The sequence below is a fragment of the Variovorax sp. S12S4 genome (assembly GCF_023195515.1).
Classification (GTDB): Bacteria; Pseudomonadota; Gammaproteobacteria; order Burkholderiales; family Burkholderiaceae_C; genus Variovorax.
Map to the genome: position 1 here is coordinate 4,663,891 of NZ_JALPKR020000002.1, position 15,539 is coordinate 4,679,429.

Consider the following 15,539-nt stretch of genomic DNA (forward strand, 5'->3'; position numbering starts at 1 on the left):
ACCGTCCATTCTTTGGCAGAGTAGCGGGCTGCCCCGTACACTGCCTTTTGCTTGTTTGTTGAGGAGAACACACCAATGAAGAGTCGATTCCGTCCCGCGCTGGCCGTTGCCGCATCCATCGTTGCTTTTGCGGCCGCCGCGCCGGCCTTCGCCGGTAAAACGCTCGATGCCGTCAAGCAGCGCGGCACCGTGAAATGCGGCGTGACGAACGGCGTGGCCGGCTTTTCCGCGCCGGATACGCAGGGCAACTGGTCGGGCCTGGACGTGGACACCTGCCGCGCCATTGCCGCAGCCGTGCTGGGAGACGCGAAGAAAGTCGACTTCGTGCCGCTCAATTCGCAGCAGCGCTTCTCGGCCCTGCAGGCCGGCGAAATCGACATTCTTGCGCGCAACACCACGTGGACGCTTACGCGCGATGCTTCGCTGGGCTTCAACTTCACCACCATCACCTATTACGACGGCCAGGGCTTCTTGGTGCCGAAGAAGCTCAAGGTGACCAGCGCCAAGCAGCTCAAGAACGCGACCATCTGCACGCAGTCGGGCACCACCAACGAGAAGAACGTGTCGGACTACTTCCGCGCCCAGAACATTCCGGTCAAGACGGTGGTGTTCGAGAGCTTCGAGGCTTCGTTCAAGGCTTTCTTCTCGGGCCGCTGCCAGGCTTTCACCACCGACGCCTCGGCGCTTGCGGGCCTGCGCAACAAGGAAGCGCCCAATCCCGACGACTACATCATCCTGCCCGAGCTCATTTCCAAGGAACCGCTCGCGCCGCTGGTGCGCCGCGGCGACGACGAATGGTTTGCCATTGCCAAGTGGGTGCCCAACGCGCTCATCGAGGCAGAGGAGTTCGGCGTCACGCAGGCCAATGCCGACGATCTCAAGGCCAACAGCAAGGATCCGGCGCAGCAGCGCCTCGTCGGCACCGGCGAAGACCTGGGCAAGCTGCTGGGCCTCGACAAGGACTGGTCGTTCCGCGCGATCAAGGCTGTGGGCAACTACGGTGAAATGTTCGAGCGCAACGTCGGACCGAAATCTGTGCTCAAGCTGCCGCGCGGATCGAACAACCTCTGGAACAAGGGCGGCCTGATCTACGCACCACCGGTTCGATGAGCCGGCAAGCCTCGCGCCGCGGCGCCTGGCTGGCCTGGATCGTCCAGGCGCTGCTGGTGCTGGCCGTGCTGGCCGGCGCCGTCTGGGTGATGAACCACGCGCTCGATGTGCTGCGCTCGCGCGGGGTGCGGTCGGGGTTCGACTTTCTCACCGAGCCGGCGGGCTTTTCCATCAGCGAAGGCTGGCTCGACTTCGATGCCAGCCAGCCGTTCTGGCGCGCCTTCCTTGCCGGGTTGATCAACACCGTGCGGGCGGCGGTGCCCGCGGCCGTCTTCGCGGTCGTGCTCGGCACCTTGATCGGCATCGGCCGGCTCGCGCCGCACGTGCTGTTGCGCGGCATTTGCACGGCGTATGTCGAAGTGCTGCGCAATGTGCCGCTGCTGGTGCAACTGCTGATGCTGGCCTTTGCCATGGCCAACCTGTTGCCCGACCCGACCGAGCCGGTGCGTTTGTTGCCGGGGGTGTGGCTCAGCAAGGGCGGTTTGAGCGTGCCCTGGCCTGTATCGGGCGAGGGCGGCTGGTGGCCGACGCACTTTGAATGGCCCGAGAAGGGCGACTTTGGCGTGAGCGGCGGTGCGGCGCTGAGCCCTGAGTACGTGACCATCGTCGCGGGCCTGTCGTTTTACTCGGCGGCTTTCGTGGCGGAAATCGTGCGTGCCGGCATTCTCTCGGTGTCGCAGGGGCAAGTGCTGGCCGGGCAGGCGCTCGGCCTTACGACGGTGCAGCAGCTGCGCATCGTGATCCTGCCGCAGGCGCTGCGCGTGATCGTGCCTTCGCTCACCAACCAGTTGCTCAGCCTCACCAAGAATTCGTCGCTCGCGGTCGCCGTGGGCTACCCCGAACTGGTGTCGGTAGCCAACACCACCATCGGCTCGAACGGGCGTGCTTTCGAGTGCATCGCGATCATCATGGCGGTGTACCTGCTGCTGTCGCTGCTGATCTCTTTCGGCATGAACCGCTACAACGCAAGGGTTGCGCTCAGGGGCTGGCAATGAGAAACGTCGCCCAAGGCCCCATTGCCTGGCGAAGCGAGCTCTGGGGTTCGCCGCTGCGCGCGTTGGCCACGGTGCTGCTGCTCGCGCTGCTTGCGTGGGGCGGCTTCCATGCCGTCGAATGGGGCGTGCTGAACGCGGTGTTCCGGCCCGACGCCGAAGCCTGCCGGGCGGTACAGCACGGCGCCTGCTGGGGTGTGGTGGCCGAGAAGTGGCGGCCGATGCTGTTCGGCCGCTTTCCCTATGAAAAGCAGTGGCGTCCTGCCATTGCCGTGGTCGTGTTGTCGGCCGTCACGGTGCTCAGCGCCTGGCCGCGCAGCTGGCGATGGTGGCTGGCGCCGCTCTGGATCGTGGCGCTGCTGCTCTTCGTGCTGCTGATGCGCGGTGGCGTGGCCGGCCTGGTCCATGTGCCGACCAGCCGCTGGGGCGGCTTGCCGCTCACGATCGGCCTTGCGGTGGTGGGCCTGGCGCTGGCCTTTCCGCTGGCACTGTTGCTTGCCCTGGGGCGACGCTCGGGCTGGCCCGTGGTTCGCACGCTGAGCGCGAGCTACATCGAGCTGGTGCGTGGCGTGCCGCTGATCTCGGTGCTGTTCATGGCCTCTTTCCTTCTGCCGCTGCTGTGGCCCGCCGGGTGGCAGCCCGATGTGCTGGTGCGCGTGCTGGCCGGCCTGACGCTTTTCGTCGCGGCCTATCTGGCCGAAATCATTCGCGGCGGCCTGCAGGCCGTGCCGCGCGGGCAGACCGAAGTCGCCATGGCGCTCGGCTTCGGGCGCTGGCCGGTGCAGCGCGACATTGTGCTGCCGCAAGCGCTGCGGCTCGTGGTGCCCGCACTGACCAACAGCGTGGTCGGCACGCTCAAAGACACGTCTCTGGTCACCGTGGTCGGCCTGTTCGAACTGACCGGCGCATTGGGCCTCGCCCTCGGCGGCGACCCGACCTGGCGGCCGTTCTACCTCGAGGGCTACCTCTTCATTGCGGCGGTGTACTGGGTGCTTTGCTTCGGCCTCTCGCGCTACAGCGTGTGGCTGGAGCGGCGGCTGGGAGAGGGCTCGCGCTGAAGCAGCCGTACCCGCCGGAACTCATCAGCCTGCTGAAAGCGCCTTGTCCACCAGCTGCTGCGCTTCCTCCAGGATGCGCCCAAGGTGCTCGGCACCGAGAAAGCTCTCGCCGTAGATCTTGTAGATGTTCTCGGTGCCCGACGGCCGCGCGGCGAACCAGCCGTTTTCCGTGACCACCTTCACGCCGCCGATGGCCGCACCATTGCCGGGCGCATGGCTCAACACGTTCTGGATCTTCTCGCCTGCGAGTTCCGTCGACAGCACCTGCTGCGGCGACAGGCTTGAGAGTTTCTTCTTCTGCTCGACGGTGGCAGCGGCATCCACGCGATTGGACACCGGCTTGCCGAGCGCCTTTGCCAGCTCGGCAAAGCGCTCGCCGGGGTCGCGGCCTGTGCGAGCGGCAATTTCCGCCGACAGCAGGGCGGGAGCGATTCCGTCCTTGTCGGTGGTCCACACCGACCCGTCGCGGCGCAGGAAGGTGGCGCCCGCGCTTTCTTCGCCGCCGAACCCCAGCGACGAATCCACCAGTCCGTCGACGAACCACTTGAAGCCCACCGGCACCTCGTACAGCTTGCGCCCCAGGTTCGCGGCCACGCGGTCGATCATCTGGCTGCTGACCACCGTCTTGCCGACGGCCGCATGTGCGGCCCATTGCGGGCGGTGCGTGAAGAGATAGTCGACCATCACGGCCAGGTAGTTGTTCGGCGGCAGCAGCCCTGCACTGCGCGTGACGACGCCGTGCCGGTCGTGGTCGGTATCGCACGCAAAGGCAATGCCGAAGCGGTCCTTGAGGCCGATGAGCTGGTGCATCGCATCGGGCGACGACGGGTCCATGCGAATGCGGCCGTCCCAGTCGAGCGACATGAAGCGGAAGGTCGGGTCGACCTCCTGGCTGAGCACGTTGAGCCGGTCGAGCTTGTAGCGCGCAGCAATCGCGGGCCAGTAGCGCACGCCAGCGCCGCCCAGCGGATCGACGCCCAGGTCGATCGGCACGCCGCGAATCGCGTCCATGTCGAGCACCTGTGCCAAGTCTTCCACATAGGTGTTCAGGTAGTCGTGACGGTGCGTGGTCGAGGCGCGCAGGGCCTGCGCGAGCGGAAGGCGCTTCACGCCCTGGAGGCCGGCTGCAAGATAGCCATTGGCCGCGGCCTCCACGGCCGAGGTGATGTCGGTGCCGGCCGGACCGCCGTTGGGCGGGTTGTACTTGAAGCCGCCGCTTTCGGGCGGGTTGTGCGAAGGCGTGATCACGATGCCGTCGGCCAGCCCGGTCGTGCGGCCGCGGTTGTAGACGAGGATGGCGTGCGAGACGGCGGGTGTCGGCGTGTATTCGTCGTCCTTCGACAGCATCAGCTCCACGCCGTTGGCGGCCAGCACTTCGACCGCGCTGTTGAAAGCGGGCGTGGAGAGCGCATGCGTGTCGATGCCCAAAAACAGCGGGCCGTCGATGCCATTCTGCTTGCGGTAATCGGCAATCGCCTGGCTGATGGCCAGCACATGCCACTCATTGAAAGCGTCGTCGAAGGAGGAGCCGCGGTGGCCCGATGTTCCAAAGGCCACGCGCTGTGCGGGCACCGAAGGATCCGGCCGGCCCGTGTAGTAGGCCGAGATGAGGCGCGGGACGTTGACGAGCAGGTCCAGCGGCGCGGGCTGGCCCGCAAGAGGGTTGGTCTTTTGGCTCATGTCGAGTGTTGCCGTTCGAGTTGAATCAAGTCGGCAACATCATGCCGCAGGATGCGCCTGCGAACGAAACAAGCGGAAAGCAAGCGCCTCAGGAGGCCAGCGCCTCCATCAGCTCCGTCTCGATGGCCAGTTGCGTCTTCTGTCCCTGCAGCTCGGGGCCGCTGATAAGGAACGTGTCTTCCACTCGTTCGCCAAGCGTTGTGACCTTGGCGAGCTGCAGGTTCAGGTGGTGTCGCGCGAGCACGCGCGCCACCGAATACAGCAGCCCCGCGCGGTCGCTGGCCGAGATGTTGAGCAGCCAGCGCTGCGCCTTGTCGTCGGGCAGCAGGCTGATGCGCGGCTTGATGGGAAAGCTGCGCACCCGGCGCGACACCCGGCCCACGCTGGGCGGGGGCAGGGGGCCGGCCTCTGTGAGCGTTTGAGCAAGGCCCAGTTCGACCATGCTGATGAGATCGCGGTAGTGGTCGGGCACGAAAGTAGTTACAACCTGGAAGGTGTCGAGGCCGTAGCCGTTGCTGGTGGTGTGTACTTTCGCGTCAAGAATGCTGAACGACGACTGGTCGAAATAGCCGCAGATGCGCGCGAAGAGATCGGGCTGGTCGGGCGTGTACACCACCACCTGCAGTCCTTCGCCGACGGGCGAAAGGCGCGCCCGCACGATGGGCGGTGCCTTGGGGTCCACCGGCACATTGGGCGGCGGCACAAAGCGCGAAAGCTGCTTGGCGTGCCAGGCGATCTCACTGGCCTCGTGGCGCATGAAGTAGCCGACGTCGAGCGTGTCCCACAGCGCCTTGTGTGCTTCGAAGCGCTGCGCATGCAGTGCAAGCTGCACCAGCGCCTCGCGCTTGCGTGATTCCACCTCGGCATCCGGGTCGGGCATGCGGCCACCGAGGGCGCGCAGGGTGTAGCGGTAAAGGTCTTCGAGCAGCTTGCCCTTCCAGGCATTCCACACGCGTGGCGATGTGCCGCGGATATCGGCAATGGTGAGCAGGTAGAGCGCCGTGAGATAGCGCTCGTTGCCCACGCGCTTGGCAAACGCGCCAATCACTTCCGGGTCGCTCAGGTCCTGCTTTTGCGCCACCTGGCTCATCACCAGGTGTTCGGCCACGAGGAATTCGATGAGCTTGGCGTCTTCGCGCGCAATGCCATGCTGCTTGCAGAAGCGTTGCACGTCGCGCGCGCCGAGCGTCGAGTGGTCGCCGCCGCGGCCCTTGGCAATGTCGTGGAACAGTGCGGCCACGTAAAGAATCCACGGCTTGTCCCAGCCGGCCGCAAGCTGCGAGCAGAACGGATATTCGTGCGCGTGCTCGGCAATGAAGAAGCGCCGCACGTTGCGCAGCACCATCAGGATGTGCTGGTCCACCGTGTACACGTGGAAAAGGTCGTGCTGCATCTGCCCCACGATGCTGCGGAACACCCGCAGGTACCGCCCCAGCACCGAGGTCTGGTTCATGAGCCTGAACGCATGCGTGATGCCGTACGGCTGCAGCAGGATGCGCATGAAGGTCTCGTGATTCGCCGGGTCGTTCCGGAACTTGCTGTCCATGACATGGCGCGCGTTGTAGAGCGCGCGCAGCGTGCGTGCCGACAGGCCCTTCACGCCGATGGTCTTCTGGTAGAGCAGGAAGGTTTCGAGAATGGCGCGCGGCTCGCGCTCGTAAAGGTCGTCGCTCGCAATTTCGATAAGGCCGGCGCGTTCGTAGAAGCGCTCGTTGATCGGCGTGTGCTGTTCGTCGCTGGGCTGCAGCCGCTCCGAAATGTTGAGCAGCAAGATCTGGTTGAGCTGCGTGACCGCCTTGGCCGCCCAGTAGTAGCGCCGCATCAGCGCTTCGCTCGACTTGCGCTGCGATTCGCTCTCGTAGCCGAAGCTCGCGGCCACGGCCGTCTGCAGGTCGAACACCAGCCGGTCTTCGCGTCGATTGGCAATCACGTGCAGCCGCGCGCGAATCAGCGAAAGCAACGCTTCGTTGCGCTTGATCTGCTGCGCCTCGAACGGCGTGGCCAGGCCGTTCTTTGCCAGGTCGTCCCAGCGGCTGCCGTAGCCGGCGGCCTTGGTCATCCAGAGAATGGTTTGCAGGTCGCGCAGGCCGCCCGGCGATTCCTTGCAGTTGGGTTCGAGCGCGTAAGGCGTGTTGTCGAACTTCTGGTGGCGGTGCCGCATTTCCTGCGACTTGGCGACGAAGAAGGCCTGCGGATCGATGGCGCGGGTAAAGCGGCGGCGAAAGGCGACAAAGAGCTTCTTGTTGCCCGCAATCAGCCGTGCCTCGAGCAGCGAGGTCTGCACGGTGACGTCTTTCTCGGCCTCGGCCAGGCACTCTTCGACCGTGCGCACGCTCGAGCCGATTTCAAGCCCCGCGTCCCAGCAATGCCCGATGAAGGCTTCGATGCGTGCCGGATCGATTTCGCTGGCGTGGCCCTCGGGCGGCAGCAGCAGGAGCACGTCGACGTCGGAATACGGAAACAGCTCGCCGCGGCCGAAGCCGCCCACGGCCGCCAGGGTGAGCGAATCGCCGAAATCGGCCTCCCGCCAAAGCGCGCACAAGGTCTGGTCGGCCAGCGCGGACAACTGCCGCAGCACCGTGTGCACGCTGCGCGTGGGCGCGCGTGCAAAACGCAAGGTTTCGAAGAGTGCGAGCTTCTTTGCGCGATAGGCTTCGCGCAGCGTTGCCACGTCGATCTTGGCTGGTTCGATCACGGCTTTGTCCGGGGCCGTGCGCCGCTCGCGCGGCTCACGTTTTCGTTGAGGTGACGAAGGAGGGCAGGGGCGGGCTGCCTTCGGACAGCGTGAGCACCTCGTAGCCCGTTTCGGTGACCAGCACCGTGTGTTCCCATTGCGCCGAGAGCGAATGGTCGCGCGTGACGATGGTCCAGCCGTCGTATTGGCCGCCCTTGAAGTCTTCCTTCACCTCGCGCTTGCCGGCATTGATCATCGGTTCGATGGTGAAGATCATGCCGGGCTTGAGTTCTTCGAGCGTGCCCGGGCGGCCGTAGTGCAGCACCTGCGGTTCTTCGTGGAAGCGCTGGCCCACACCGTGGCCGCAGAACTCGCGCACGACCGAAAAACCGTGGCCTTCGGCAAATTTCTGGATGGCGTAGCCGATGTCGCCCAGGTGGGCGCCCGGGCGCACTTGCAGAATGCCGTGCCACATGGCTTCGAAGGTGATGCTGCACAGCCGCTTGGCCGCAATGGAGGCGTCGCCGATGATGTACATGCGGCTGTTGTCGCCAAACCAGCCGTCCTTCACCACCGTGACGTCGACGTTCATGATGTCGCCCTTCTTCAAGGGCTTGTCATTCGGGATGCCGTGGCAAACCACGTGGTTGACCGAGGTGCAGAGAGACTTCGGAAAGGGCACGCTGCTGGCGCCCATGTAGCCCACCGTGGCCGAGGTGGTGCCCTGCTTGACCATGTATTCGGCGGCGAGCCGGTCGATTTCGTTCGTGGTGATGCCCGGCTTGATGAACGGCGTGAGGTAGTCCAGCACCTCGGAGGCCAGGCGGCAGGCGACGCGCATGGCTGCGATGCCCGCTGCGTCTTTGTAGGTAATGCTCATCCCGGAATTATCCCATTCAGCAAGCTAAAATTCCGGGTTAACGCGGATGACCCCAGTCAGCGGTCTTCCGCCTCGATTCTTTGATTCCCAACGCGGCCCCAAGGCCCCATCGACCGTGACGCAGCCCGCATCCCAAGCCCTTCCTGTCGTAACCATGTTCGAGGGCGGCAGCGCACTCAGCGATTTCCGCGCGCGGCAGCTGCTGCCCAAGCTGCAGGCCATCGAGCCGCGCATCGAGGGCATTTCGGCCCGCTTCGTGCACCTGGTGGTCACCGACGCCGCGCTGAGCGCTGCCGAGCATGAGCGCTTTGCCGCGCTGCTGACCTACGGTGAGCCCTTCGAGGCATCGGCCAAGGCAGCCACATCGATGGTCGTCACGCCGCGCCTTGGCACCGTGTCGCCTTGGGCTTCCAAAGCGACCGACATCGCCCACAACTGCGGCCTTGCGCTGCGCCGGGTCGAGCGCGTGACCCAGTACCACCTGAAGCTCAAGGCGCCGCTGATCGGCAAGGCGCCCGTGCTCGAGGGCGACACGCTCGCCGCCGTGGCAGGCCCGCTGCATGACCGCATGACCGAATCGGTGCTTGCCACCGTCGATCAGGCCGCGAGCCTCTTCAGCGAACTGCCGGCCCAGCCGATGGCGCTGGTCGACGTGCAGGGCGGCGGCCGTGCCGCGCTGGTGGCGGCCAACACGGGCTTCGGCCTGGCGCTGGCCGAGGACGAAATCGACTACCTGGTCGACGCCTTCACGCGCCTGGGCCGCAACCCGAGCGACGTCGAACTGATGATGTTCGCGCAGGCCAACAGCGAGCACTGCCGCCACAAGATCTTCAACGCCCAGTTCACCATCGACGGCAAGGCGCAGCCCCAAAGCCTGTTCTCGATGATTCGCCACACCGAGAAAGAGAACCCGCAGCACACGGTCATCGCCTATGCGGACAACGCCTCGGTCATGGAGGGCACGACCGTCGAGCGCTTCATCCCGGCTTCGGGTTCGCAGAGCTATCAAAAAGATAGCGCACTGAGCCATGTGCTGATGAAGGTCGAGACGCACAACCATCCGACCGCCATTTCGCCGTTCCCCGGCGCCTCCACCGGTGCCGGCGGCGAAATCCGCGACGAAGGTGCTACCGGCCGCGGCTCCAAGCCCAAGGCTGGCCTGACCGGCTTCACCGTGTCGAAGCTCTGGCCGGAAGAGGGCCACTACGGCAAGCCCGAGCACATCGCCAGCCCGCTGCAGATCATGACCGAAGGCCCGCTGGGCGGCGCCGCGTTCAACAACGAATTCGGCCGGCCCAACCTGCTGGGCTACTTCCGCGAATACGAGCAAACGGCGGCGAGCGACATCGACACGGTGCAGCGCGGCTATCACAAGCCCATCATGATCGCGGGCGGTCTGGGCAGCATCGATGCCACGCAGACCAAGAAGATCCAGTTTCCGGCCGGTTCGCTGCTCATTCAGCTCGGCGGCCCCGGCATGCGCATCGGCATGGGCGGCAGCGCCGCGAGCTCGATGGCCACGGGCGCCAATGCGGCCGAACTCGACTTCGACTCGGTGCAGCGCGGCAACCCCGAAATCGAGCGCCGTGCGCAAGAGGTCATCAACCATTGCTGGCAGCAGGGCGCGGCCAACCCGATCCTTGCGATCCATGACGTGGGCGCGGGCGGCCTGAGCAATGCCTTTCCTGAGCTGACCAACGATGCCGGCCGCGGCGCGCTTCGACCTGCGCGCCGTGCCGCTCGAAGAATCGGGCATGGCGCCCAAGGAAATCTGGTGCAACGAGAGCCAGGAGCGTTATGTGCTGGCCATCGCGCCGGAATCGCTCGAGCAGTTCAAGGCCTTCTGCGAGCGCGAGCGCTGCCCGTTCTCGGTGGTGGGCGTGGCGACCGAAGAGCGCCAGCTGCTGGTGGCCGACGAAGGCGCCGCGGTGCAGCCGGTCGACATGCCGATGGACGTGCTGCTCGGCAAGCCGCCCAAGATGCACCGCGACGTGAAGACCGTCGCGCGCAGCTTCAAGCCGCTCGACCTGACCGGCGTCGATCTGCAGAAGGCCGCCATCAACGTGCTCTCGCACCCGACCGTTGCCTCCAAGCGCTTCCTGATCACCATCGGCGACCGCACCGTGGGCGGCCTGAGCCACCGCGACCAGATGGTCGGCCCGTGGCAGGTGCCGGTGGCCGATTGCGCCGTGACGCTGGCGGATTACAAGGGCTTTGCAGGCGAAGCCATGAGCATGGGCGAGCGCACGCCGCTGGCCGCGCTCGACGCACCGGCCTCGGGCCGCATGGCCGTGGCCGAGGCCATTACCAACTTGCTGGCCGCGCCCATCGAACTCTCGCGCGTGAAGCTCTCGGCCAACTGGATGGCGGCCTGCGGCGAGCCAGGCGAAGACGCCGCGCTGTATGAAACCGTCAAGGCCGTGGGCCTGGAATTGTGCCCGGCGCTGGGCGTGTCGATTCCGGTCGGCAAGGATTCGCTCTCGATGCGCACGCAATGGAAAGACGAGGGCGAAGCCAAGAAGGTCACGTCGCCCGTCAGCCTGATCGTGACGGCGTTCGCAACGCTGGCCGACGTGCGCGGCACGCTCACGCCGCAGCTCGATGCGCAAGAGGCCGACACCACGCTCGTGCTCGTCGACCTGGGCCGTGGCAAGCACCGCATGGCCGGCAGCATCCTCGCGCAGACGCTCGGCCAGAGCGGCGACACAGTGCCCGACCTCGACGACCCGGCCCAACTCGTGGCGCTCGTCAATGCAGTGAACGCGCTGCGCGCCGACGGCAAGATCCTGGCCATGCACGACCGCAGCGACGGCGGCCTGTTCGCCACCGCCTGCGAAATGGCCTTTGCCGGCCATGTGGGCGTGGCGCTCAATGTCGACATGTTGGTGACTGAAGGCGACGGCATTTCCGACAGCCGCATGGAAACCGGCGACGCCAAGAACTGGGCGCAGCAGGTCAGTGCGCGCCGCGAAGAGCTCACGCTCAAGGCGCTGTTCAATGAAGAACTCGGCATGCTGCTGCAGGTACGCACGGCCGAGCGCAACGATGTGATGCAGGTGCTGCGCGCCCATGGCCTCAGCGCCCACAGCCACTTCGTCGGCAAGACCCGGCCCGCGAGCTCCACGATGGATGCCGGCAAGGGCGAGCTCGAAATCTGGCGCGATGCCAAGTCGGTGTTCAGCGCTACGCTGCACGACCTGCATCAGGTGTGGGATTCGGTCAGCTGGAAGATCGCCCGCGAGCGCGACAACCCCGCCTGCGCCGATGCTGAACATGCCGCAGCCGGCGATCCTTCAGACCCCGGCATGCACGTATTTCTCCCTCTCCCTCTGGGAGAGGGCAGGGGTGAGGGCAGCAGCATCAACGCCCCCGCCATCCTTCAGCACCGCCCCAAGGTCGCCATCCTGCGCGAGCAGGGCGTCAACTCGCACGTCGAAATGGCCTATGCCTTCACCGAAGCGGGTTTCGAGGCCTACGACGTCCACATGACCGACCTGCAGACGGGCAGGGCGGACCTCGCCAACTTCAAGGGCGTGGTCGCCTGCGGCGGCTTCAGCTATGGCGACACCCTGGGCGCCGGCATCGGCTGGGCCCGCAGCATCACCTTCAACCCGAAGCTCGCCGAACAGTTCAAGGCCTTTTTCGGCCGGCAAGACACCTTCGGCCTGGGCGTGTGCAACGGCTGCCAGATGTTTGCCGAACTCGCCGACATCATCCCGGGCGCCGAAGCCTGGCCGCGCTTCACCACCAACCAGAGCGAGCGTTTCGAAGCGCGCCTGTCGATGGTCGAAGTGCTCGAGTCCCCCAGCATCTTCTTCTCGGGCATGGCCGGCAGCCGCTTGCCGATTGCGGTGGCGCACGGCGAGGGCTATGCCAACTTCAAGCACCGCGGCGATGCGGCAAAGGCCATTGCGGCGATGCGTTTCGTGGACAACCACGGCAAGCCTACCGAGCAGTACCCGTTCAACCCGAACGGCAGCGCCGGTGGCCTGACGTCAGTGACCACGCCAGACGGCCGTTTCACCGCCGTGATGCCGCACCCGGAACGCGTGTTCCGCAACATCCAGATGAGCTGGACGCCGGGCGACCGGAGCGAGCTCAGCCCCTGGATGCAGATCTGGCGCAACGCGCGCAAGTGGGTGGGGTGATCGGTCGGCACGGCCGCAGTCAGGCCGTGCTGACGGCCTGAATCGAGTCAAAGAAATGCCCTCCAGACCTGGGTCTGGAGGGCATTTTTCATGGGGAATGGCGCCTGAAGCGCTGCCGGTCAGCGCTGGCTGTTCAGCATCGACGCCTTGAACGACAGCACATGCGTCCTTGCCGCTTCGGCCGCCGCTTCAGCATCGCGCCGCTGCAGCGCAGCGACGATGGTGCGGTGCTCTTCGATCACCTCCGCCAAGTGCCCCTCAGCAGCCAGTGAAATCGCCCAGAAGCGCTGCGAGCGCGCATGCAGCACGCTCAGGATGTCCTGCAGCATCGCGTTGCGCGCCGCCGCCGCAATTTTTTCGTGGAAGAGCCGGTCGAGGTTCATGACCGACATCGCATCGCGCCGCTGTGCTGCGGCCTCGAACTGCTCGGCGATGGCCTGCAGTTCGGCCAACTCGGCCTCCGTGATGGCCGCCGCGGCCAGGCGCATGCACAGCACCTCGTTCACCAGCCGGACCTCGATGAGTTCCAGCGCGTCGTTGATCGACAGCGGCGAGGCCATCGCGCCCTTGCGCGGAATGATGTGGACCAGGCCCTCGGCCGAAAGGCGGTGCAGCGCCTGGTTGACCGGCGTGCGGCCCACGCCCAGCCGCTCCATCACCTGGGCGGTGTTGAGGTACTCCCCCGGCTTGTAGGCGAGGGTCACCAAGGCTTCCTTCAAGCGCAGGTAGGCGGTCTCGTTCAGGGAGATGGCTGCTTCGGGCCGCCGGGCGGGGCTTTTGCGGGCGGGCGTGGCTGCTTTCATCGGCGCGCGGTGCTCATGGTTGGGGTTGCTGATGGTACCTGTGGCAAATCTCTTTGAAGTTTTTGTGAACTCACTGTAATATCGTTGTGAAATTTCACTAAAACTTCAACAAGGCACGCATGAAACTGTCTTTCGAACTTCCCGAAGGAAGCGCCCCGCAAACGCTCGACTTCGAAGCGCGGCACCTTGTCGTCGCCGGCTGGACCGGGCGCGACACCGCCGCCATCGAGCATCACATCGAGGAACTTGCGGAACTCGGCGTGCCGGCACCCAGCGCCGTGCCGCTGTTCTACCGGGTGGCCACCCAGCAGCTGAGCCAGGCCGACGCGGTGCAAGTGGTGGGAGCCGACACCTCGGGCGAGGTCGAGCCGCTGCTGTTCCTGCACCGGGGCGAGTTCTTCGTTTCCATCGGCTCGGACCACACCGACCGCGCGCTGGAAGCGCACAGTGTGGCGCTCTCCAAGCAGATCTGCGCCAAGCCGGTGGCTCGCAGTGCTTGGCGGCTGGCGGACGTGCAGGACCGCTGGGACACGCTGGTGCTGCGTTCGTGGATCGAGGAGGGCGGTGAATGGCGCCTGTACCAAGAAGGCACGCTGGCCGCGCTGCGCCCGCCAGCCGATCTGCTGGCGCGCTGCGCAGCGGCCGATGGCGAGCCGTCGGACGGTTTCGCAATGACCTGCGGCACCGTCGGTGCCATCGGCGGCATTCGACCGGCCGCGCGCTTTCGCATGGAGCTGGCCGACGAGCACACAGGCCGCCGCATTGCGCACGAGTACCGGGCGGTTTCGCTGCCGGTTGTCGCCTGACACGTAAAGGGGCCGCACATGCCTGCCGCGATCTCCCTCGAAGCTGCCCGCGCCGAACTGGCAGCCGGCCGCACCACCTCCGTCGAGCTGACTGCATCGGCGCTGCAACGCATCGCCGACCCTTTCGGCGAAGGCTCGCGCACCTTCACCCGTGTGCTCGCAGACCGCGCCGGGCACCTGGCGTGCGCCTCCGACAGCTTGCGCAAGGCCGGCGTCGTGCGCTCGCCGCTCGAAGGCCTGCCGGTGTCGGTCAAGGACTTGTTCGACGTGGCCGGCGAAACGACGACCGCCGGCTCCGTCGTGCTGCGCGATGCGCCTCCCGCCGCGCATGACGCCGAGGCCGTGCAGCGCCTGCTGTCGGCGGGTGCGGTGCTGGTCGGCAAGACCAACATGACGGAGTTCGCTTACTCCGGCCTCGGCCTCAATCCGCACTACGGAACGCCGGCCAATCCGTGGCAGCGCGGCGAACGGCGTATTCCCGGCGGTTCGTCTTCAGGCGCTGCCGTGGCTGTGGCCGACGGCATGTGCGTTGCGAGCGTCGGCAGCGACACCGGTGGCTCGGCACGCATTCCGGCGGCGCTGTGCGGCATTACCGGCTTCAAGCCGACGGCGCGACGCATGCCGGGCACCGGGCTCGTGCCGCTGTCGCACAGCCTCGACGCGGTGGGCGTGATGGCGCTCGACGTGGCCGGCTGCGCGGCAATGGATGCGGTGCTGTCCGGTGTGTCTGAGTTGCCCCGACCGCAGCGCCTGCGGCAAGCGCGCTTCGCGGTGCCGACCACCTTGGTGCAAGACGGCATGGACGCGCACGTTGCTGCAACGTTCCGGCGCGCGCTGCAATGCCTCTCGGCCGCCGGCGCACAGCTGGTCGAGCTGGCGGTGCCCGAGTTCGACGAACTCGCAGCCATCAACGCCGCGGGCGGTTTCAGCGCCGCCGAGTCATGGGCATGGCATGCCGAGCTGATCGAACGCAGCGGCAGCGCCTACGACCCGCGCGTGATCAGCCGCATCCTGCGCGGCAAGGACTTCACGGCGCGGACCTACCTCGCTCTGCAGGCGCAGCGGGCCGACTGGCAGCGCCGCGTAGCGGGGCGCCTGGGGGAATTCGAGGGCTGGCTCATGCCGACCGTGCCGCTGGTGGCGCCGCGCATCGAGGCCCTCGAAGCCGACGAGGCGCAGTACTTCGCCGCCAACGCAGCGATGCTGCGCAATCCCTCCATCGTCAACTTCATGGATGGCTGCGCCATCTCCTTGCCCTGCCATGCGGCGGGCGAAGCGCCCGTGGGCCTGAGCCTTGCAGGCTTGCCGATGCGCGATGCCGCATTGCTCGCCTGGGCCGCCGACATCGAACGCGCCCTGCGCGCCACCGCCGATTGACCCGTCTGCCA

General features: G+C 66.3%; 9 protein-coding genes and 1 pseudogene. 6 read left to right on the top strand and 4 right to left on the bottom strand.

Annotated elements, in window-relative coordinates:
- Positions 1-75 precede the first annotated feature (75 nt).
- From M0765_RS22930 to M0765_RS22940, 3 genes are read left to right on the top strand one after another with little or no spacing between them, the layout of a single operon-like run.
- Complete coding sequence (locus M0765_RS22930) at positions 76-1,110, top strand: amino acid ABC transporter substrate-binding protein (protein ID WP_258506073.1); 1,035 nt, start codon at positions 76-78, stop codon at positions 1,108-1,110.
- Positions 1,107-2,105, top strand: a complete 999-nt coding sequence (locus M0765_RS22935; protein ID WP_258506074.1) for an amino acid ABC transporter permease — start codon at positions 1,107-1,109, stop codon at positions 2,103-2,105. The genes M0765_RS22930 and M0765_RS22935 overlap by 4 nt, the downstream gene beginning before the upstream one ends.
- Positions 2,102-3,160 carry an amino acid ABC transporter permease gene (locus tag M0765_RS22940; RefSeq protein ID WP_258506075.1) on the top strand — a complete coding sequence of 353 codons (1,059 nt, stop codon included), beginning with the start codon at positions 2,102-2,104 and terminating at the stop codon, positions 3,158-3,160. Before M0765_RS22935 ends, M0765_RS22940 begins: the two co-directional genes overlap by 4 nt.
- Before the next feature lie 24 nt (positions 3,161-3,184).
- On the opposite strand, the gene pgm is transcribed toward M0765_RS22940, so the two are convergent.
- The 3 genes from pgm to map form a co-directional block, all read right to left on the bottom strand.
- Positions 3,185-4,840: a phosphoglucomutase (alpha-D-glucose-1,6-bisphosphate-dependent) gene (pgm, locus tag M0765_RS22945; RefSeq protein WP_258506076.1), complete on the bottom strand. Its 1,656-nt coding sequence runs from the start codon at positions 4,838-4,840 to the stop codon at positions 3,185-3,187.
- Positions 4,841-4,928: 88 nt separating this feature from the next.
- Positions 4,929-7,535: a [protein-PII] uridylyltransferase gene (locus M0765_RS22950; protein ID WP_258506077.1), complete on the bottom strand. Its 2,607-nt coding sequence runs from the start codon at positions 7,533-7,535 to the stop codon at positions 4,929-4,931.
- Between the two features lie 34 nt (positions 7,536-7,569).
- Complete coding sequence (gene map / locus M0765_RS22955) at positions 7,570-8,394, bottom strand: type I methionyl aminopeptidase (RefSeq protein ID WP_258506078.1); 825 nt, start codon at positions 8,392-8,394, stop codon at positions 7,570-7,572.
- A 154-nt stretch (positions 8,395-8,548) separates the two neighbouring features.
- On the opposite strand from map, the pseudogene purL reads away from it, so the two are divergent.
- Positions 8,549-12,542, top strand: a pseudogene (purL, locus tag M0765_RS22960) (phosphoribosylformylglycinamidine synthase).
- 119 nt (positions 12,543-12,661) lie between these two features.
- On the opposite strand, the gene M0765_RS22965 reads toward purL, so the two are convergent.
- Positions 12,662-13,345 carry a GntR family transcriptional regulator gene (locus tag M0765_RS22965; RefSeq protein ID WP_258506080.1) on the bottom strand — a complete coding sequence of 228 codons (684 nt, stop codon included), beginning with the start codon at positions 13,343-13,345 and terminating at the stop codon, positions 12,662-12,664.
- A 119-nt stretch (positions 13,346-13,464) separates the two neighbouring features.
- Between M0765_RS22965 and M0765_RS22970 the strand changes: the two genes are divergently transcribed.
- Both M0765_RS22970 and M0765_RS22975 read left to right on the top strand, forming a co-directional pair.
- A complete protein-coding gene (locus M0765_RS22970) occupies positions 13,465-14,151 on the top strand; it encodes a DUF2848 domain-containing protein (protein ID WP_258506082.1) in 687 nt (228 codons plus the stop codon).
- Positions 14,152-14,169: 18 nt separating this feature from the next.
- Entirely contained in the window at positions 14,170-15,528 is a 1,359-nt protein-coding gene (locus tag M0765_RS22975; protein ID WP_258506085.1) for an amidase, read from the top strand.
- Positions 15,529-15,539 lie beyond the last annotated feature (11 nt).

Coding starts and splice junctions, on each gene's coding strand:
- pgm (WP_258506076.1), bottom strand. CDS start 4,840: ATGAGCCAAAAGACCAACCCTCTTGCGGGCCAGCCCGCGCCGCTGGAC.
- M0765_RS22965 (WP_258506080.1), bottom strand. CDS start 13,345: ATGAAAGCAGCCACGCCCGCCCGCAAAAGCCCCGCCCGGCGGCCCGAA.
- M0765_RS22935 (WP_258506074.1), top strand. CDS start 1,107: ATGAGCCGGCAAGCCTCGCGCCGCGGCGCCTGGCTGGCCTGGATCGTC.
- M0765_RS22975 (WP_258506085.1), top strand. CDS start 14,170: ATGCCTGCCGCGATCTCCCTCGAAGCTGCCCGCGCCGAACTGGCAGCC.
- map (WP_258506078.1), bottom strand. CDS start 8,394: ATGAGCATTACCTACAAAGACGCAGCGGGCATCGCAGCCATGCGCGTC.
- M0765_RS22970 (WP_258506082.1), top strand. CDS start 13,465: ATGAAACTGTCTTTCGAACTTCCCGAAGGAAGCGCCCCGCAAACGCTC.
- M0765_RS22930 (WP_258506073.1), top strand. CDS start 76: ATGAAGAGTCGATTCCGTCCCGCGCTGGCCGTTGCCGCATCCATCGTT.
- M0765_RS22940 (WP_258506075.1), top strand. CDS start 2,102: ATGAGAAACGTCGCCCAAGGCCCCATTGCCTGGCGAAGCGAGCTCTGG.